General features: G+C 54.2%; 18 protein-coding genes. 6 read left to right on the plus strand and 12 right to left on the minus strand.

Translation table 11 applies throughout. The features are described from left to right. Window positions 1–13 precede the first annotated feature (13 nt). From SOJ49_RS16180 to SOJ49_RS16200, 5 genes are all read right to left on the minus strand, one after another. On the minus strand, window positions 14–3,124 hold the full coding sequence (locus tag SOJ49_RS16180; RefSeq protein ID WP_369855527.1) for an efflux RND transporter permease subunit: 3,111 nt from the start codon (window positions 3,122–3,124) through the stop codon (window positions 14–16). Window positions 3,125–3,137: 13 nt separating this feature from the next. Further along, a complete protein-coding gene (locus SOJ49_RS16185) occupies window positions 3,138–4,280 on the minus strand; it encodes an efflux RND transporter periplasmic adaptor subunit (RefSeq protein ID WP_369855528.1) in 1,143 nt (380 codons plus the stop codon). 245 nt (window positions 4,281–4,525) lie between these two features. Beyond that, complete coding sequence (locus SOJ49_RS16190) at window positions 4,526–5,044, minus strand: DUF4124 domain-containing protein (RefSeq protein WP_369855529.1); 519 nt, start codon at window positions 5,042–5,044, stop codon at window positions 4,526–4,528. A gap of 53 nt (window positions 5,045–5,097) precedes the next feature. Beyond that, window positions 5,098–6,825 carry a single-stranded-DNA-specific exonuclease RecJ gene (recJ, locus tag SOJ49_RS16195; protein ID WP_369855530.1) on the minus strand — a complete coding sequence of 576 codons (1,728 nt, stop codon included), beginning with the start codon at window positions 6,823–6,825 and terminating at the stop codon, window positions 5,098–5,100. A gap of 48 nt (window positions 6,826–6,873) precedes the next feature. Continuing rightward, window positions 6,874–7,722, minus strand: coding sequence for a DNA ligase (locus SOJ49_RS16200; RefSeq protein WP_369855531.1), 849 nt, complete (start codon window positions 7,720–7,722; stop codon window positions 6,874–6,876). Between the two features lie 199 nt (window positions 7,723–7,921). Here SOJ49_RS16200 and folK point away from each other — a divergent pair, with 199 nt between their 5' ends. Beyond that, window positions 7,922–8,347 carry a 2-amino-4-hydroxy-6-hydroxymethyldihydropteridine diphosphokinase gene (gene folK / locus SOJ49_RS16205; protein WP_369855532.1) on the plus strand — a complete coding sequence of 142 codons (426 nt, stop codon included), beginning with the start codon at window positions 7,922–7,924 and terminating at the stop codon, window positions 8,345–8,347. On the opposite strand, the gene SOJ49_RS16210 is transcribed toward folK, so the two are convergent. Continuing rightward, window positions 8,326–9,054: an SDR family oxidoreductase gene (locus SOJ49_RS16210; RefSeq protein WP_369855533.1), complete on the minus strand. Its 729-nt coding sequence runs from the start codon at window positions 9,052–9,054 to the stop codon at window positions 8,326–8,328. The two genes, folK and SOJ49_RS16210, sit on opposite strands and share 22 nt — an antisense overlap. Window positions 9,055–9,173: 119 nt before the next feature. Next, window positions 9,174–9,839 carry a LuxR C-terminal-related transcriptional regulator gene (locus SOJ49_RS16215; protein ID WP_369855534.1) on the minus strand — a complete coding sequence of 222 codons (666 nt, stop codon included), beginning with the start codon at window positions 9,837–9,839 and terminating at the stop codon, window positions 9,174–9,176. Window positions 9,840–10,104: 265 nt separating this feature from the next. On the opposite strand from SOJ49_RS16215, the gene SOJ49_RS16220 reads away from it, so the two are divergent. Next, entirely contained in the window at window positions 10,105–11,478 is a 1,374-nt protein-coding gene (locus tag SOJ49_RS16220) for an MFS transporter (protein ID WP_369855535.1), read from the plus strand. Beyond that, window positions 11,462–12,214: a single-stranded DNA-binding protein gene (ssb, locus tag SOJ49_RS16225; protein ID WP_369855536.1), complete on the plus strand. Its 753-nt coding sequence runs from the start codon at window positions 11,462–11,464 to the stop codon at window positions 12,212–12,214. The genes SOJ49_RS16220 and ssb overlap by 17 nt, the downstream gene beginning before the upstream one ends. A gap of 227 nt (window positions 12,215–12,441) precedes the next feature. Here ssb and glp read toward each other — a convergent pair whose 3' ends face one another. The 4 genes from glp to SOJ49_RS16245 form a co-directional block, all read right to left on the minus strand. After that, on the minus strand, window positions 12,442–13,677 hold the full coding sequence (gene glp, locus SOJ49_RS16230) for a gephyrin-like molybdotransferase Glp (protein WP_369855537.1): 1,236 nt from the start codon (window positions 13,675–13,677) through the stop codon (window positions 12,442–12,444). Beyond that, window positions 13,677–14,366: a fumarylacetoacetate hydrolase family protein gene (locus SOJ49_RS16235; protein ID WP_369855538.1), complete on the minus strand. Its 690-nt coding sequence runs from the start codon at window positions 14,364–14,366 to the stop codon at window positions 13,677–13,679. Before SOJ49_RS16235 ends, glp begins: the two co-directional genes overlap by 1 nt. A 73-nt stretch (window positions 14,367–14,439) precedes the next feature. After that, on the minus strand, window positions 14,440–14,811 hold the full coding sequence (locus SOJ49_RS16240) for a PilZ domain-containing protein (RefSeq protein WP_369855539.1): 372 nt from the start codon (window positions 14,809–14,811) through the stop codon (window positions 14,440–14,442). Next, the gene (locus SOJ49_RS16245) at window positions 14,808–15,146 is read right to left on the minus strand and encodes a hypothetical protein (protein WP_369855540.1); all 339 of its coding nucleotides are present in this window, start codon (window positions 15,144–15,146) and stop codon (window positions 14,808–14,810) included. Before SOJ49_RS16245 ends, SOJ49_RS16240 begins: the two co-directional genes overlap by 4 nt. Between SOJ49_RS16245 and bioB the strand changes: the two genes are divergently transcribed. The 3 genes from bioB (at window position 15,145) to SOJ49_RS16260 (ending at window position 18,143) form a co-directional block, all read left to right on the plus strand. Further along, window positions 15,145–16,224, plus strand: coding sequence for a biotin synthase BioB (gene bioB / locus SOJ49_RS16250; protein WP_369855541.1), 1,080 nt, complete (start codon window positions 15,145–15,147; stop codon window positions 16,222–16,224). The two genes, SOJ49_RS16245 and bioB, sit on opposite strands and share 2 nt — an antisense overlap. Window positions 16,225–16,333: 109 nt before the next feature. Continuing rightward, window positions 16,334–16,891, plus strand: a complete 558-nt coding sequence (locus tag SOJ49_RS16255; RefSeq protein WP_369855542.1) for a Crp/Fnr family transcriptional regulator — start codon at window positions 16,334–16,336, stop codon at window positions 16,889–16,891. Window positions 16,892–17,120: 229 nt separating this feature from the next. Next, complete coding sequence (locus SOJ49_RS16260; RefSeq protein WP_369855543.1) at window positions 17,121–18,143, plus strand: NAD(P)-dependent alcohol dehydrogenase; 1,023 nt, start codon at window positions 17,121–17,123, stop codon at window positions 18,141–18,143. 27 nt (window positions 18,144–18,170) lie between these two features. Here the strand turns inward: SOJ49_RS16260 and SOJ49_RS16265 are convergent, their stop codons facing one another. Beyond that, window positions 18,171–18,599, minus strand: coding sequence for a hypothetical protein (locus SOJ49_RS16265; protein ID WP_369855544.1), 429 nt, complete (start codon window positions 18,597–18,599; stop codon window positions 18,171–18,173). Window positions 18,600–18,649: the final 50 nt, after the last annotated feature.

The raw sequence follows: 18,649 nt of genomic DNA on the forward strand, positions 1-18,649 counted from the left end.
TTACAGCACAGGATCAGGTGGTTTTCTTGTTACCACTCAGCCATTCGGTCAACTTGATCACCAGTACGTAAAAGACCGGTACAAAGAAGATCGCCAGGAAGGTGGCACTGAGCATGCCACCAATCACGCCGGTACCAATTGCCTGACGGCTCGCCGCTCCGGCACCTGTACTGATTGCCAGTGGCAATACCCCCAGTATGAATGCCATTGAGGTCATGATAATCGGACGTAAACGCAAGCGTGCTGCTTCTATCGCAGCGGCAACCAGCGGTTTTCCTTCTTCATGCAGCGCCTTGGCAAACTCCACAATCAGAATGGCGTTCTTGGCCGACAGACCAATGGTCGTCAGCAAGCCGACCTGGAAGTACACGTCATTGGCCAGATCCCGGCTGTACGTTGCCAGCAATGCACCCAACACCCCCAGAGGGACGACCAGAATGACCGCAAAGGGAACAGACCAGCTTTCGTACAGAGCCGCCAGGCAGAGGAACACCACCAGCAATGACAGCGCATACAGCATCGGAGCCTGCGACCCTGCCATACGCTCCTGATAGGACATGCCGGTCCATTCAATACCTACACCCGGAGGCAACTTGGCGACAATCTCTTCAATCGCTGCCATCGCGTCACCGGTACTCATACCCGGTGCCGACTCACCCTGAATATTGACTGCAGGCACGCCGTTGTAGCGTTCCAGACGCGGCGAGCCGTAGTCCCAGTGAGTGGTTGCGAATGAGCTGAAGGGTACCATTTCGCCTTTGTTATTACGGACGTACCACTTGTTCAGGTCACCCGGTAACATACGCGCCGGAGCATCTGCCTGGATGTAAACCTTTTTCACCCGGCCCCGATCCAGGAAGTCGTTAACATACGCCGACCCCCAGGCGGTGCTGAGCGTACTGTTCACATCACTGACGCTAAGCCCCAGGGTTTTAACTTTTTCATAGTCGATATCAATACGGAACACCGGCACATCTTCCATGCCATTCGGCCGTACACGTACCAAACGCGGATCTTGCGCCGCCATCCCCAGCAACATATTGCGGGCTTGAACCAGCTTGTCATGGCCAATATTGCCACGATCCTGCAGCATGACGTTGAAACCGGTTGCCGTACCCAATTCGATGATCGGCGGCAGGTTGATGGGATAAATCACCGCATCTTTCACCTGACTCAAGGCACCCCAGGCTCGACCAATAATGGCACCAACTGACTGATCCGGCGATTGACGCTCATCCCATGGTTTCAGACTGACAAACGCCAGGCCCTGGTTCTGGCCCTGGCCGGTGAAGCTGAAGCCGGAGACGGTAAACACGGAAGCAACCGAGGGTTCGTTCATGTAGTGCTCGGTAAGCTTATCCATCACTTCATAGTTGCGTTCCATCGTGGCACCAGCCGGTAGCATCGCCAGGTTCAGCAACACGCCCTGATCTTCTTCCGGCAGGAACGACGCTGGCAAACGCACATAAAGTACCGCCATAACCACCAGCAAGCCGCCATACACCAGCACCATACGAATCGGGCTACGCAAGGTTCTCGAAACGCCGCCTTCGTATTTATCCGTCGCCTTGCCGAACAAACGGTTAAACAGGCCAAAGAAACCGGATTCACCATGCCCATGTTTATGGGGTCGCAACAAGGTAGCGCACAATGCCGGGGTTAACGTCAGGGCCACAAACACCGACAACGCCATCGCCGATACAATGGTTAACGAAAACTGGCGATAAATAGCCCCGGTCGAGCCAGACATAAAGGCCATAGGGACAAATACCGCCGACAACACCAATGCAATACCGATCAGGGCATTGGTTATCTGCTGCATGGAGCGTTTGGTCGCTTCCTTCGGCGACAAGCCTTCTTCTTCCATCACCCGCTCGACGTTTTCGACCACCACAATGGCGTCATCCACCAACAAGCCAATGGCCAGCACCAGACCAAACATGGTCAGCGTATTAATGCTGTACCCCGCAATCGCCATGATGCCAAACGTACCCAGCAGTACCACAGGTACGGCAATGGTTGGAATCAGCGTGGCACGGAATTTCCCCAGAAACAGGAACATCACCAGGAACACCAGTACGATGGCTTCAACCAGGGTGTGAGCAACTTCCTCAATCGATAGTTTCACAAATGGCGTGGTGTCGTATGGGTAAACAATCTCCAGCCCCTGGGGGAAGAATGGTTCCAGTTCGGCCAGACGCTTGCGTACTGCTTCGGCGGTATCCAGTGCATTGGCACCACTGGCCAGCTGAATACCCAGACCGGTTGCCGGCTTGCCATTGTAGCGACTGTCGACAGAATAGCTTTCAGCCCCCAGCTCAACCCTGGCGATGTCTTTGACGCGTATCTGGGAGCCATCCTGATTCACCTTGATCAGAATATTTTCAAACTCTTCCACGCTTTCCATACGCGTCTGGGCAATGATGGAAGCATTCATCTGCTGGTTGGCAACAGCTGGCAAGCCACCCAGTTCACCGGCCGGAAACTGGCTATTCTGCTCGGATACCGCCTGGCGTACTTCCAGCGGAGTCAGACCATAAGCCGTCAGTTTTTCAGGCTGCAGCCAGATACGCATGGAGTACTGGGCACCAAAGACGGTGATGCCACCAACACCTTGAACCCGAGACAGCGGGTCTTTCAATTGGGCAATACCGTAGTCCGCCAGATCGCTTTTGGTCAGGGTTCCATCACTGGACACCAAACCAATCACCATCAGAAAGCCGGTACGGCCCTTGCTCACCGCAACACCCTGGCGCTGCACTTCTTCTGGCAACAGCGGTTCCGCTTGCGATAACTTGTTCTGCACCTGAACCTGGGCAATATCCGGATCCATACCCGCCGCAAACGTCAGCGTAATGGTCGCACGACCAGAACTGCTGCTGTTAGACGACATATACAGCAAGCCATCCAGCCCGGTCATATTCTGTTCAATCACCTGGGTAACACTGTCTTCCAGCGTCTGTGCCGAGGCACCAGGATAGGTTGCTTCAATACTGACCGACGGCGGCGCAATGGTCGGGTATTGCTGGATAGGCAGGTTCACCACTGCCAGTCCACCCGCCACCATAATCATGATGGCAAGTACCCAGGCAAAGATGGGCCTGTCGATAAAAAATCGGGCCATAATCCGCTACTCCTTATTGCTCTGCCGAGACATTAATGAGATGCGGGGCAACGGTTGCACCTGCTCGAATCTTCTGTAATCCGGCAACGACAACCTGTTCACCAACCTGCAAACCGGAACTGACCAGCCACTGATCGCCTACCGCACGGGTGACGACCACCGGACGCGGCTGCACCACATTGTCTGCTCCAACCACCATCACGGTTGTGGTGCTGTCTGGATTGCGGGATACCGCTTTTTGCGGCACCAAAATGGCATTTTCGACCCGATCGTGAGCGATATTGGCCCGTACAAACATGCCAGGTAATAACAATCCGTTCTTGTTATCGAACAGGGTACGAATGTTCACTGTGCCGGTACCCTGGTCAACGCCCACATCGGTAAACTGGATTTTGCCGGTTTCGCTATAGGTCGATCCATCCTGCAACGTCAAGGAGACGTCCAGTGACGATGCCGAAGACTTCATACCCATAATCTTGACGGCCGGGCTTTGAACGTCGACATAAATCGGAGAAATCTGGCGAATCACCGTCAATGCCCCTTCTTGCTGAGCAGAAACCAACGCGCCTTCGGTAATACTGGAGCGCGAAATCACACCGGAAATCGGAGCGGTAATTTTGGTATAACCCAGGTTGATTTCGGCACTGCGAACGGCCGCTTCCGCCAGTTTGATCTGCGCTTCGGACTGTTTCCAGCTTGCCTGTGAATCATCCACATCCTGGCGGCTGATGGCAGAAGTACGGGACAATTCCTTGTAGCGCTCTGCTTTCAGTCGTGCACTGTAAGCATTGGCTTCCGCCACCGCCAACTGCGCGCGCGCACTGGATAGTTCGGCTTCATAAAGAGTTGAGTCAATCTGGTAAAGCTTGTCACCCGCCTTGACCTTGGCACCTTCATTAAAAAAGCGCTTGAGAATAATACCGGTTACCTGGGGGCGTATTTCAGCGACCCGATAGGCAGTTACTCGCCCGGCCAAGGTATCGGCCAGTTCAAATGACTGTGGTGCAAGCTGAACGACGTCCACCCCGGTGGGTGGCATTTGCTTAGCCGCCGGTGCCGCCTGCTGCTCTTTTTCCTGACAGGCACTGAGGGTTAAAACCAATGCGGCCAAAAGCGGGAGTTTGAGGTAACCCGAACCTGCCTGATGTCTTCTCATACTGTCCTCTTGTATAAGCGAAACCGATGCTTGCCAGTGCTGGTTGATCATCCACAAGGCTCTGAATCAAGCCGGATGCGCAACCCAACCGCTGGTTAGCACAGATATATTTTCTGAATTGCGGCATTCTGGTGTAGCCCGGATGAAATGACTAGGGCATGCAAACGGAATGAATTGTTGGTATCAGAGCAATAGTTCTTGATAGCGACAATATTCTCATCCCGATTCACTCAGAGTAGCCCGGTTTAATGGCAATATTCCCTGATCTTGTCGCGATAGGTATTTTTTTTATCGCGCTTTTTAACGGCATAGTTGATATCAGAGGTAAGGGATTTACTCGTATTCCGGTAAAGACGGCGGTATTTTTCACAGCGCTGCTGCTGTAATGCCTTGCGTTTTTGCTCCGCCGCTACACGGGCTGCCCGGGCCGCTTTTGACGCGGATCCAGACGATGTCGAGCTGGAAGAGGAGGATGACAAACCCCGCTTGTGCTCCGGTGCACTGGTGTATTCCGATATGGGTTGCAGTTCAACCTTGCTGGCGTCAATACCTGCGCTGGGGGGCGGTTCATCAGAGAAATGCAGACGCCCATTGTCATCACGCCACTGATAGATTTCCGCCTGGGTGTTGCCGCCCCAAGCCAGCACAATCAACAGTAATAACGCCAGTGCCAGGTGATACAAAGACCACTGATAACCATCTTTATCTTTATCTGGCACCGGGCATTCGGTATCGGCTGATATACATTTGTTGTCTGGAGCCATCCTGGCCCTCCTTGCCGTTATAAAGCGGAAACATTCCTTATCCGTTCACGGATTCACACAACTGCTGACAAATGACTCACCAGCAACTGTACACTCTGCCGCCCGCGAAACTCATTCACATCCAGCTGATAAACCATATCCACCTGAGCAGCCGATGATGGCCACTGCCCGAGGTCGACATTAAAGCAAATCGCATCCAGTAATACACCGCCGCTCTCGGGCTGCACCAGCATTTTGAGATGTTTGTCACCGACAATTCGCTGTTGCAGCAAACGGAACCGGCCGCTAAAACCAGGGGGAGGAAATCCCTGCCCCCATGGCCCGGCCCAGCGTAACTGTTCCGCCAGCTCCAGAGTAAAATCAGTGGCTTCCAGCTCACCATCCACATCGGTACGTTCAGCCAGATCTTCTGCGCCGAGTAACTGCTGGCAAATATCGGCAAATGCCTGAACAAAGGTGTCAAAACCACCGGCTACCAGTGTCAGGCCCGCTGCCATGGCATGACCACCAAACTTGACCATCAACTGCGGATGGCGTTTGTGCAACAGATCCAGCGCGTCACGCATATGCAACCCGGCAATTGAACGCGCCGAGCCTTTTAATTCGCCCGTATCGGACAATGCAAAAGCAATCACCGGGCGATGAATTTTCTCTTTCACCCGCGACGCCAATATTCCGATCACACCCTGATGCCAGTCTCGGTGAAACAGACACACTCCGGCGGGGAACGCCTGACCCGTATCCAATACTGCCAGAAAACGCTCGGCATCAGCGGCCATCGCTGCTTCAATCTGGCGCCGGTCGCGATTCAGTTCATCCAGCTGCAGCGCCATTTGTAATGCCAGCGCCGGGTCATCACACAGCAAGCACTCAATACCCAACGCCATATCATCGAGACGCCCGGCAGCATTCAAGCGCGGGCCAACAGCGAAACCAAAATCGGCCGATACCACACGGGTCGAGGTTTTCCCTGCCACTTGTAACAACGCCTGAATACCCGCTACCGTGCGCCCGGCACGAATACGCCGCAAGCCCTGCTCAACCAGAATCCGGTTATTAAAATCCAGAGGCACCACATCGGCGACCGTTGCCAACGCCACCAGATCGAGTAACTCAACCAGGTTCGGCGCTGCGATCGCAGCCGAGGTAAAATAGCCGACTTCCAGCAACCGCGCCTTGAGTGCCAGCATCAGATAAAAAACAACCGTACACCCGCAGGCAGCCTTGCTGGGGAATACACAACCGGGCTGGTTCGGATTCACAATTGCCGCCGCATTCGGCAGCTGCTCGGCGGGTAAATGGTGATCGGTTACCAGCACCGGAATACCTTTTGCCGCTGCCGCTGCCACTCCCGCCATGGCCGCAATGCCATTATCGACGGTCATGATCAAATCCGGACGTCTGCTAACCGCGACCTCCACCAACTCCGGTGTCAGGCCGTAGCCAAAATCAAAGCGGTTGGGAACCAGATAGTCAATCGAGGTGGCTCCCATCAAGCGCAGGGCGCGAATCGCCAGCGCCGTGCTGGTCGCGCCATCAACATCAAAATCGCCAACAATCAGTAATCGCTGATTCTGCTGAACAACCTGCACCAGCAAATTCACCGCCTGCTGCACCCCTTTCATTGAGTGATAGGGCAACAACTGCTGCAGCGACAACCGCGTTTGCTCGGCTGTTGTTACCCCTCGGGCAGCATATACCCGCTGCAATACAGGTGATATTTGCTCTGACGGCCCTGCTTGCCATGCGGCTGGCAACACCCGTTGTACGACTCGACCCATAAACTGCTCATCGTTAAATTCGTCAGTCTACCACCATCGGCTCCGCGCTTATTCCTCTGGACGCACCCGAACAAAGCGGGCAAAGCGTGGTAGCCCATTGGCGGTATAACCGTTAAAGGCATAGCTAACCCGGTCTCCACGGGGAGGGGGGTTCTTGCGTAACGCATCTGTCAGGCCGGAGCCAAGACGAATTTCTCGACCATCATCGGTTAATACCCGCAGTGCACCGGTCATACCCAAGTATTTACCCTTGCCCGGCACGTAGCCGATCACAGTACCTTCCGCATCCTGCAAGGGTTTGTATTTAAGCAAATCATCGCTCCGCCGGGCCTGATAAAGCGATTGACGACGCTTGAGCATCAAGCCTTCCCCGCCCTCAGCCAGCACACTGTCGAGCCTGGCCAACAAGGCGGTCTGATCATTAACCGTTTGCTGCCTGACCACATCGACACAGGGCGAATTCAGCTCCTCTACCAGGGTTTTGAGTAACCAGTAGCGATCCGTAAACGTCACCGGACTGTCAGGTAAATCAAACGCCATAAAGCGTACTCCCTGCCAGGCCTCATCCTGCGGCTTGATAGCACGAACCAACAGACTGACCCGTTCAAAAGAACCGCGCCCTGCCCACAGTTCGCCATCCAGGGGCAACTCCGGCAGTTGCGCCAGAAACCAGGCCGGTGCATGAATCTGCAAACCACTGCGACTGAGCAGTTGCTTGCCATTCCAGTAGGCCCGAACACCATCCAGCTTTTCGCTAACCAGATAGGCCGACGGGTCAAGGGACTCACGCCAGACTTTTGCCAGCATCAAAGGGGGGGAATAATCACCAGACGCCATAACCGGAACAACACACAGTACAAACGCCAGAACCAGAGTAAACAGCCAGATAATTTCCATATCAGCCTCCTTGCCGCATCCAATAGCTTTACAATTTTTACAATCAAGACGATAAGCAGAGCAACAGCTTGCCCGTAATTAACAGTACCGTTTTATCCAACAACGTCAATGTTTACGAGAATCCGGGATAACAGAATCACTTGACAGCTGACACACCGGTTTCCCATTCTTGTACAACTTTTCATCGGTGGGAGTTGTTATGGCATTTTATCTGCTTGGCCTGGGCAGCAATCTAAACCCGGATGAGCACTTGCCACTGGCACGACAGGCACTGCTTCAGCACTTTGAGCTGCTGGCGACCTCTCCCGAGCTGGAAACTGCGCCAGTGGGTGATACCTTTCAATACCCCTTCAAAAATCAGCTGGCGGTAATCAGTACTGGCCTGGGCGCCACTCGGGTCAAGGAAATATTACTGGAAATCGAACGCACGTTAGGACGCGAAGCCAAATCCCCTGCTCGCAAACTCAAGGATCGCACCATCGACCTGGACATTCTCGCCGAAGGCAGTGCTGCGCCCGAGTGTCTTAACCAGATCCTCGACGAGAGCTACTATCGCCGGGTGCAGCAAATCTGGCAGCCAGTACTGACCCATGACACCACACATCAATCCGTACTAAAGGTCTGATCGTAACGATTGGCGACAAAACGACCGCCGTCCACCCGCATCACCGACCCGGTCACTGCCTCGTTATCCAACAGATAATCACATGCCTTGACGATGGCACCATAGCCCAGTTCATGCGGCACCAGAGATTGTGACAATACCCGCTGCCGATAGGCATCATCATGATCCGGTAAAAACTGGATCGGCCCCGGCTGAATCACATTGACCCGCACCCGACCTGCCAGACGCTGCGCCATGCTTAAGGCCCAATTTTGCAATCCCGCCTTGCTGGAGCAGTACGCACTGAAACGTTGATTGGGAAGATCGGCATAAATATCGGCAAGTACCACCATCGCAGCTCCCGCGTTCCAGTGATGCTCCAGACACTGGGTAATCAAGGCCGGAGCCACAACATGAACATTCAGATGCGCCGTCAGATGCGCCGCCTGCTCTGCCGGGGTATGGCCGCCAGCGGCATCCGGAACAAAACAGGAAGCATTATGAATCACCGCATCAAATGCTGGCTGATGCTGCAACTGCTGGCATAACCGCAAGGTATCCGCAGTGTCTGCGAGATTGGCTTGCAACAAGGACAAACTGTCATGATCCGGTAGCTCGCTGACCGTATTATAGTGGCCGACCACCTGCCAGTCCTGCTGCAAAAAATGCAACGCCAGCACCTTGCCCAATCGCCGCCCTGCCCCGGTAATCAGTATCCGTTTCGACATACAACACAACCCCCTTGCACAAGTGCCACCCAGCTTAGCGGCTTTGAAAACAGAGACAAAGGAGAGAACCATATATCGGGCGGCCCTTACCTGGTCATCGGTATACATGACCAAATACATCAGACAGACAGATGTTCCTTGGCCCAATTAATTGCCTGTACCCGGTTCTTGACGCCCACTTTTCTGAACAAGTTGTACAAATGGGTTTTCACCGTATGTGTACTGAGTTCCAGAATTTCAGCAATAGCCTGATTAGTCGCACCCGTCGCTACCAAATGCAGAATTTCAGATTCCCGACTGGTCAGCGATACCGGAGGAGGTTCAAATGCACGAGGGCGTTGCCGGGTACGTTCAAGATGAGCATTCACCAGCTTTCGGGGTAACCAGAGTTCCCCTTTAAAAACAGCTTCTACGCCTCGAATCAATTGTTGCTGGGTTGAATCGCGATAGAACAAGGCACACACCCTGGGCCAGCAAACAAACGATTCCATGGCATGGCGCGGGGGAACATTAAACAGTGCGATGGCAGGCGAGGTGTCGTCACCTTTTTCATAGACTGTATCCAGCACCCTGGCGAGGCGTTCAGGACGAACACCATCAGTGTCAAACATCAACAACGTTTGTCCATCAGCCGGCAAACAGGCTGGCGGCCAAACCAGCTCATGTACAAGCTGGCTATGCATGCCCAGTTGACCCTGGATGTAGGCCAGCAACACCGTATTTTGCAGATTCTGGCGCCCGAACAACAGGATATGACGCCTACCCGCGTCGTCTTGCAGATGCATAACGTCTCTCCTTGACTAAACCTCACCACCACGGGCGACATCCTGTCCGTAGCGGTTTCGGATAATTCTACCCTAACAACCGGTCAAAAAAAGAGCGCTGGCCTGTAGTGCTGGCAAGTTTTTATGGAATTTAATGGGAAGCACAGACTCCCATGCGTCATTGCTGAAAACGGATCGTTATTCCTGTTAAACTAGCGCACTTTTTAAACCCGACTGCCGTCACCGACCCCGGAAGCCAGGGCTGGCTCCTCTCATTGGACTTCGCATGACCGCCATACCTGAATCTGCTCAACAGCGTGCTATCGCATCACTCGCTGCTCTCTACGCCCTGCGTATGCTGGGCCTGTTTATGGTACTTCCGGTATTGATGCTGGATGGCCTGACACTGAAAGATGCCACTCCCCAACTCCTCGGCCTGGCAATGGGTGTCTATGGTCTGACCCAGGCGTTACTGCAGATTCCTGCAGGTGCCCTGTCAGATCGTATTGGCCGCAAGCCGGTCATTGTTGTCGGGCTGCTGATTTTTGCAGCAGGCAGCCTGATTGCTGCCCATGCTGACAGCGTTTACGGCCTGATTATTGGCCGTGCCCTGCAAGGCGGCGGTGCCATTGCCAGTGCCATCATGGCGTTGGTCACTGACCTCACCAATGAACAGAGCCGGATGAAAGCCATGGCCTTTATTGGTGCCAGTATTGGCCTGTCATTTTCTGTTGCCCTGGTACTGGGCCCCTGGTTATCGAGTATCGGTGGATTATCGCTGATTTTTACACTCACTGGCGTGCTGGCACTGGGGGGCATTGCCGTGACCCTGCTACTGATACCATCCCCCCCAAAAACCCATCACCGCGACTCGGTGGCGGTACTCAGCGAAGTTCGATTGCAGCTGGCTAATGGCTCACTCTGGCCGCTGAATATCGGCGTTTTTGTACTCCATGCCTTGATGGTGGCCATTTTTGTCGCCATTCCACTGCAGCTCACACAACTTGATCTGCCAGCAGAACACCATAGTTACCTCTACCTGCCGGTATTACTGCTGGCGTTTGCCCTGATGGTGCCACTGATAATCATTGCAGAAAAACGCCGCCAGATGAAAAATGTCGTGCTGATTGCAGCGACCCTGATTCTGATCGCTCTGCTGCTAATGACACAAGCCGCCACGCTCTGGCAATGGGCCGGACTGATGCTGCTTTACTTCCTCGGCTTTAACCTGATGGAAGCCAGTCTGCCTTCCTGGCTCAGCAAAATCGCTCCAGCCGGAGCCAAAGGCAGTGCAATGGGCATTTATTCCAGCATGCAGTTTCTGGGGGCCTTCGCTGGCGGCAGTATTGGTGGCTGGGTGCTATCCCATTGGGGAGCAAGCAGCGTGTTTGCCATCTTTGCTGCGGCTGTGTTGTTATGGGGACTGCTGATGGTGGCAACACCTCCTCCCCGCCATCTCACCAGCGTGCGGTTGGCCTTGCTACAACCATTAACCCAATATCAACACCGAGCTTTGCTGGCGCTCAGCGGCGTAGCCGAACTGACCGAATTACCTGAAGAACAGGCCGTTTATTTAAAAGTGACGGCCAGCGAGTTTGATCAGGAACTGGCACAAGCTATTACACATACCACAGGAGAATCTTATGGGTCGCAGCGTTAACAAAGTGACACTGATTGGTACTCTGGGCCGCGACCCGGAAGTACGCTACATGCCCAATGGCAATGCCGTTGCCAACCTGACAATGGCGACCGATGAGAGCTATAACGACAAGCAAACCGGTCAGAAAGTGGAGCAAACCGAATGGCACCGCCTGGTGGTCTACGGCAAGCTGGCTGAAATCGTTCAGCAATATCTGAAAAAAGGTTCCAAGGCCTATTTTGAAGGGCGTCTGAAAACCCGCGAATGGGAAAAAGACGGCGTTAAGCGTTACACCACAGAAATCGTCTGCAACGACATGATGATGCTCGACAATCGTAATAATGGTGGTGGCGACATGAGCGGGGGTATGAACAATGGTATGGGCGGTGGCATGAACAGCGGCTATCCGCAACAAGGGGCAGCAGGCATGATGAATCCGACCGCTGCTCCGTCACCGGCTCAAGGAGGAATGGGCGGACAAGGCTATGGCCAGCCACAACAACCAGCCCAGCAAGCGCCAATGCACAACCCGCAGGGTAGTTATCAGCAGCCGTATCAACAACCGGCCCCTGCGCCGCAACAGCCGATGCACCAACAACCACAGCAGGCACCACAGCAAGCACCGCAACAAGTACCACAACAGCCAACATCTAGGCCGCAACAACCACCTGGTGGTTATCAGCAAGCGCCTGCACCCCAAGCCGCACCGCAGCCGGGCAACAGCTTTGATGATTTTGACGACGATATTCCGTTCTAGGATTTCGTCTGGTAGCACGTACATATTCACCACGGCCACATACATGTTCACCACGGCCACGCACGGAGGCGGGCCCTACGTGGCTGTCCGCAACGCTGGTGAATTTTGCGCACATATTAACTGCGGCCTCGTATATGTTCACCACGGCCACGCACGGAGGCGGGCCCTACGTGGCTTCTGGTGAATTTTGCGCACATGCTCACCACGGCCACACACGGAGGCGGGCCCTACGATAACAACCCGTCAAACAGCTCAACCCGGACATATTTACCTTCTTCCAGGCTGGCCGTACCCCCATCAAGCAGGATATAGGCATTAGCTTCCGCCATGGTGCTCAGCAGCGCTGATCCCTGACGAGCCAGAGGTGTCACTGCAAGTACGCCATCGGCTGTGGTTGACACCACCGCCCGCTGAAATTCCAGACGTCCAGGTCGACGGCGTAACCCACAGGTTAATCGGGCGCGCATTTTTAATCGTGGCGGTGTATTTTCTCCGGCCAGTTTTTTCAGCATCGGCACCACCAGCTGATCAAAGGTAATCATGGTGGATACCGGATTACCCGGCAAACCGGTAAACCAGCTATTGGCTAAACGGCCGAACGCAAAGGGCTTGCCTGGCTTGATGGCCAACTTCCACAACCCCACCTGACCCAGTTCATCCAATACTTGCTTGCTGAAGTCTGCTTCTCCAACCGAGACGCCACCTGATGCAATGACCAGGTCAGCCTGATTGTCGGCATTCTGGTAAGCCAGGCGTAATGCCTGCGGGTCATCTGGCACAATACCAAAGTGAATGACCGTACAACCCAGCCGCACCAGCAGTGCGGCCAGCACCTGACTGTTGGACTCGTAAATCTGTCCCGCTTGCAGTGCTTGTCCGGGGGCCACCAGTTCGTTTCCGGTTGCCATAATCGCAACCCTCACCCGGCAACACACCGCCACACGGTCAATCCCAAGGCTCGCCAGCAGACCAATATCTGCCGCCCGTAAACGCCGTCCGGCTGATAACACGGTATCACCAGAGGCTATTTCCTCACCTCGACGACGAATATTGGCGGCCGGTTTTACCGCAGCCAGAAAACGAACCTTGCCGTTGTCACCCAGCTCGGCATCTTCCTGCATGATGACGGTATCCGCACCTTCCGGCACCATGGCACCAGTCATGATACGAGCACACTCACCCGGCAAAATCGGCTGGGTAATGGCGTCTCCCGCCAGAATGCGCTGATTAATGGTGAGCCAATCAAACTCTGTCAGATCCTCCACCCGTACGGCATAACCATCCATGGCGGAGTTGTCTGCCGGAGGCAGATCCAGGCAACTTTGAACGTCAGCTGCCAACACTCTGCCATCAGCTTGTGACAATGGAATCCATTCCTGCTCATGCAGCGGTGACAACTGCGACAGGATTTGCTCCAGTGCTTCGTCCAACGTTTGCAAGCCAGGAGCATCACAAGAAGCCATTACTTACCTCCCTGCTCTTCAGCATTTTGTCGCGCCACAACCTGGCACGAGATCGACAACCAATCTTGCAGAGTCGCCGTTAACTGGTCGCCTGGCTCAAGCGGACCCACTCCAGCCGGAGTACCGGTCAATACCAGATCGCCAGGGTTCAGAGTAAAGTGCTGGCTGATTTCAACCAGCAAATCAGCCACCGGAAACAGCATCGCCGCACTGCTACCTTGCTGTTGCATGGTGCCGTTACGCAATAGCGACACATTCAGATCGGCCCAGTCATTCACTTGCTCTGCTGCCACAAAGCGGGAAACCGGGCAAGCACCATCAAACGCTTTGGCACGCTCCCAAGGGTGGCCTTTCTGTTTCAAGCCATCCTGAACATCCCGCAGCGTCAAATCCAGTGCCAGACCAACCCCGGCGATTGCCGCCAATGCCTGCTGATGATTGGCGAATGATAACGGCCGCCCGATCAGCAGGGCGATTTCCAGCTCGTGATGCACAGCACCGGCATTAACCGGAATCGTGATATCACCTTCCATCGCCACAATAGCGTCAGCTGGTTTGATAAACAGTAATGGCCGCTCAGGGACAGGATTATTCAACTCGGCGGCGTGGGCAGCATAATTACGGCCCACACAGACGGCTTTGCCAATAGCAGACAAAAATGGAACATCATTCAGAAACGGATAGTACATGGCAAACCTCGGCTGGCGTCGAAGGCGTTACTATACCGCGAATTGGCACCCAAACTGACGTCAGGTGCACAAATTAGCCGTGAACGTATTTGTCGCCCCGGATCAGTTCGGCCAGTTCACGCTGCACATGAGACGGCTCAGGCAAGTTCAGTTCCAGTACCCGCCGTAACAACGTCAGGCTCTCCAACCCCAATGAATCACAGGCACAGCCAACCACATCATCATCGATATGAGCGACCGAGCAATCCATCACAATCTGATTCTGATCACCCAACGTCAGGACAAACTGAATATGCTGTTCCAACGCCCAATTGGATTCCATTGGACGGGCCAGCAATACACCACGCAAACTCAGATCCAGGCACTGAACTTCCATACGCTGACCCCTGGTTTCTATCTGGGCGCGGCGCAAAAACGGCACTCGGGTGTAGCGTCGCTGGTTCATAGCGTTTTCCTGATTGAATACATGATCAACTCTCCCTCATACAGGTTTAGCTGAATCACACAGCTTCGCAACTTCCAGCTGCCGATCTCACGCCAGATAACGAATACAGCGCTGACGACCGCGAGCGGAAGCACGTTGAAGGCAGCCGCCGATGAGATCTTTTGCTGCCAGGATTTATCTGTTGCCGTGCTGGTGTCGTAGCATGACAGCCACAGCTGACTGACGAACATTTTTTGAACAATAGTCAGCATAACAGCGGCCCAAAATTGCCTGCAGCCCTGGCAACCCGCACTATTAGCATCCCTTACCCGAATCAGCCAAATGGAGACCGCCATGGGCAGTGCCGTAGCAGCCAACTTTCAGTCCTCCTCGCAGCCAGCCAACGCTGCCATTCGTAACGACTGGACCCTGGACGAAATACAGGCACTGCTGAACCAGCCGTTTAACGACTTGCTGTTTCAGGCCCAGACGGTTCACCGCCAATACTTTGACCCGAACGCGGTACAGGTCAGCACACTGCTATCGATCAAGACCGGTGCCTGTCCGGAAGACTGCGCTTACTGCCCACAAAGTGCCCGCTACGATACCGGTCTCGAGAAAGAACGCTTGATGGAAGTGGAAGCCGTACTGGAAAAAGCCAAAGCCGCCAAGGCCGCCGGTTCCGACCGCTTCTGTATGGGTGCCGCCTGGCGCTCGCCACGAGAAAAAGACATGCCGTACGTACTGGCAATGGTTAAAGGCGTCAAGGAACTCGGCCTGGAAACATGCATGACCCTGGGCATGCTCGACGAAGACAAAGCCAGCCGCCTGGGTCAAGCCGGGCTGGATTATTACAACCACAACTTGGATACCTCGCCTGACTATTACGGCGAAATCATCACCACCCGTTCCTACGGCGACCGCCTCGAAACCCTCGACAATGTTCGTAAGGCCGGTATGAAAGTCTGTTCCGGCGGCATTCTTGGTATGGGCGAAAGCCAGCGTGATCGCGCTGGCCTGTTACAACAACTGGCCAACCTGCCCCAACACCCGGATTCAGTGCCCATCAACCAACTGGTCAAAGTAGCCGGTACGCCACTGGAACATGCAGCTGACGTTGATCCGCTCGACTTTATCCGCAGCATTGCAGTTGCCCGTATCCTGATGCCAAAGTCCCATGTGCGATTAAGCGCTGGACGCGAGGAAATGAGCGAGGAAATGCAAGCGATGTGTTTCTTTGCCGGAGCCAACTCCATCTTCTACGGCGAATGCTTGCTGACCACGCCTAACCCGGCGGCCAACAAGGATCAGGCGCTGTTCCGCAAACTGGGGATCAACTCCGAACACAAGGTCACTCAGGCACCACAACAACTGGACGACCTGATTGCGGCACCCCGGGATGAATCCGAGCTGTATGCTCGTCTCGGAGCCTGACTTCAACGGTCGCAAAAAGCAGACGCTAACGGTTCTTGCCGTCAGCGTCTAAGACCATAGTGATTCGTGACACAGTTCCGCTTTCCTTTGACCGCTGCCTGGCAGTACCATGGCTAACAGGTTCCAGTCACAAGTGATCGCCATGATTCATGACTCTGCCAGTCAATGCTCACCGGAAACATCCGGACTCAGTCCGCAACGTCTGAAATTACTTCAGAATATGCCTATTTTTGGCGCACTCAGTGCCGATGCCATCAATTTTATCGAAAGCCGCTGCATCCAGCGACAAGTCCAGGCACGACAGGCCTTCTTTTACGAAGACGATCCTGCCAGCTCGATTTTTGTACTGGAAACAGGCAACGCCGAAGTGATGAAACAGTGTGGAGATGAAATGCGCCAGTTGCGCCAACTAGGGCCAGGTGACAGCTTTGGAGAAATGGCCGTTGTGGATATGAACCCCCGCGGGGCAACGGTACGTGCCATTACCGACTGCGATGCACTGGAGCTGCCAGCAGCGGCCTTATACGAGCTGTACCAATACGATCTCGAGCAATTCACCCTGATCCAGATGAACATGCTGCGTGAAATCAGCCGCCGTTTGCGTTATCTCAACGCCAAGCTTGCCGCCACACGACCGGACATACTCGAAACTGCCTCAAAGGTTTAACGGCACCAAGCTCACCGCTGTTCACTCATAACGCGGGCGTATTTCCCTTACGTCCTGTGCCCTCCCGTACCCACGCCCATGTTGTACGGCAAACTCCGGTCAGTGAACACCGTGCTCACACCGCTATCGGGAGGGATTCCGGACGTCCATTAAAAACTTGCCATTCTCTGATAGTGTGATTGTCGATTAAGGTCAAAATACACCGACTCATATTCGACAGGAGCAGTTCATGATTACAGGTTACGCGGTATTTGAAGCAGGTGGAGAGCTTCGTCCTTATGAATACGATCCGGGGCCATTAGGCAGTCATCAGGTCGAGATTGCCGTTGAGTATTGCGGTCTGTGTCACAGCGATCTGAGCATGATCAACAACGACTGGGGCGTCAGCCAATACCCTTTTATTCCCGGCCATGAGGCTGTCGGTCGCATTGCTGCAACCGGCGATTTGGTCACCCAGTTTGCCGTCGGTGATATTGTCGGGCTAGGCTGGCAATCCGGTTTTTGCCACACCTGCGAATGCTGTATGAACGGCGACCACAACCTGTGTTATGCCGTTGAAGAAACCATTGTTGGTCGACACGGTGGCTTTGCCGATCGAGTGCGGGCCGAAGCCAGCAGTGTGATCGCGATACCAGCTGCTATTCCCATGGAACAGGCCGGGCCACTGTTTTGTGCTGGCGTCACAACCTTTAACCCGCTGATGCAGCACCAGTTATCACCTACCGCCAGAGTTGCGGTGATTGGTATCGGCGGACTCGGTCATTTGGCGCTGCAGTTTCTCAAAGCCTGGGGCTGCGAAGTCACCGCCTTCACCTCCTCCCCCGACAAAGCCGATGAGGCCCGACGCTTTGGTGCCCACGAAATTATCAACAGCCGCGATAGCGCAGCGCTGAAAGAGGCAAAAAACCGCTTTGATCTGATTATTTCAACCGTCAATGTCAAACTTGAATGGCGGCGCTACATCGCTACACTCAAACCCAAGGGCAAGCTGGTGTTGCTGGGGGTATTATTGGAACCGCTGGATATCAATCTGATTGGTCAACGAGCGGTGATGGCGTCTGAAGTGGGCAGTCCTGGTACCATCAAGACCATGCTCGAATTTGCCGCCCGCCACGACATCTTGCCGCAAACAGAAGTCATGCCGATGAGTGAAATTAACCAAGCCCTGGGCTATCTGGAAGCAGGCAAGCCGCGCTACCGCATTGTGCTGCAGCAAAATATCGCCGACCAACAGGGAGTAACCCCTGTCTGACCACTGTCCCCAATGCAGCCGAGCCGATCAGAAAAACCGACTCAGCAAACTCGGCTTGTGCTGAATACGCAACCTCAACTTGCCTTCGGCATTTTGCGACAAGGTCTCAAACTGGCTGGCAATAAACTCACTTTTGCCAGAACTGCGAATAGTACGATCTTCCAGTTTGGCAAAAGTGGTACTCCACAGATGCTTGGGACTCCAGTCATCAGGAACACTGCCAACAGGAATCGTCATGCCGGTATCCCGTAAAAAAAACTCGATGGAAAGACCAATCCGGGGTTTAAAAGAGGCAACATGAGTGCTGATATTGCTGACCGATTTCCATTCTCCCGAAGGGAATACGGTCAGTTGAGTGCTGTTATGGGTTGCACCACGGATACTGAACTTTTCAAACTGAAAAGTATGACTGTCCTGTCTGGTTTTGGCAGATGGGCTGACTATTGATTCATCCATTACGCGTCCTTACAGCTTACAGGGTGTGCCGATAAAACGGGCTGGGTGCC

Source organism: Candidatus Thalassolituus haligoni, from assembly GCF_041222825.1.
Taxonomy (GTDB): domain Bacteria; phylum Pseudomonadota; class Gammaproteobacteria; order Pseudomonadales; family Oceanobacteraceae; genus Oceanobacter; species Oceanobacter antarcticus.

Bases quoted from the DNA above. Each gene is read 5' to 3' on its own strand.
- SOJ49_RS16180 (WP_369855527.1), bottom strand. From the start codon at position 3,124: ATGGCCCGATTTTTTATCGACAGGCCCATCTTTGCCTGGGTACTTGCC.
- SOJ49_RS16185 (WP_369855528.1), bottom strand. From the start codon at position 4,280: ATGAGAAGACATCAGGCAGGTTCGGGTTACCTCAAACTCCCGCTTTTG.
- SOJ49_RS16190 (WP_369855529.1), bottom strand. From the start codon at position 5,044: ATGGCTCCAGACAACAAATGTATATCAGCCGATACCGAATGCCCGGTG.
- recJ (WP_369855530.1), bottom strand. From the start codon at position 6,825: ATGGGTCGAGTCGTACAACGGGTGTTGCCAGCCGCATGGCAAGCAGGG.
- SOJ49_RS16200 (WP_369855531.1), bottom strand. From the start codon at position 7,722: ATGGAAATTATCTGGCTGTTTACTCTGGTTCTGGCGTTTGTACTGTGT.
- folK (WP_369855532.1), top strand. From the start codon at position 7,922: ATGGCATTTTATCTGCTTGGCCTGGGCAGCAATCTAAACCCGGATGAG.
- SOJ49_RS16210 (WP_369855533.1), bottom strand. From the start codon at position 9,054: ATGTCGAAACGGATACTGATTACCGGGGCAGGGCGGCGATTGGGCAAG.
- SOJ49_RS16215 (WP_369855534.1), bottom strand. From the start codon at position 9,839: ATGCATCTGCAAGACGACGCGGGTAGGCGTCATATCCTGTTGTTCGGG.
- SOJ49_RS16220 (WP_369855535.1), top strand. From the start codon at position 10,105: ATGACCGCCATACCTGAATCTGCTCAACAGCGTGCTATCGCATCACTC.
- ssb (WP_369855536.1), top strand. From the start codon at position 11,462: ATGGGTCGCAGCGTTAACAAAGTGACACTGATTGGTACTCTGGGCCGC.
- glp (WP_369855537.1), bottom strand. From the start codon at position 13,677: ATGGCTTCTTGTGATGCTCCTGGCTTGCAAACGTTGGACGAAGCACTG.
- SOJ49_RS16235 (WP_369855538.1), bottom strand. From the start codon at position 14,366: ATGTACTATCCGTTTCTGAATGATGTTCCATTTTTGTCTGCTATTGGC.
- SOJ49_RS16240 (WP_369855539.1), bottom strand. From the start codon at position 14,811: ATGAACCAGCGACGCTACACCCGAGTGCCGTTTTTGCGCCGCGCCCAG.
- bioB (WP_369855541.1), top strand. From the start codon at position 15,145: ATGGGCAGTGCCGTAGCAGCCAACTTTCAGTCCTCCTCGCAGCCAGCC.
- SOJ49_RS16245 (WP_369855540.1), bottom strand. From the start codon at position 15,146: ATGGCGGTCTCCATTTGGCTGATTCGGGTAAGGGATGCTAATAGTGCG.
- SOJ49_RS16255 (WP_369855542.1), top strand. From the start codon at position 16,334: ATGGCTAACAGGTTCCAGTCACAAGTGATCGCCATGATTCATGACTCT.
- SOJ49_RS16260 (WP_369855543.1), top strand. From the start codon at position 17,121: ATGATTACAGGTTACGCGGTATTTGAAGCAGGTGGAGAGCTTCGTCCT.
- SOJ49_RS16265 (WP_369855544.1), bottom strand. From the start codon at position 18,599: ATGGATGAATCAATAGTCAGCCCATCTGCCAAAACCAGACAGGACAGT.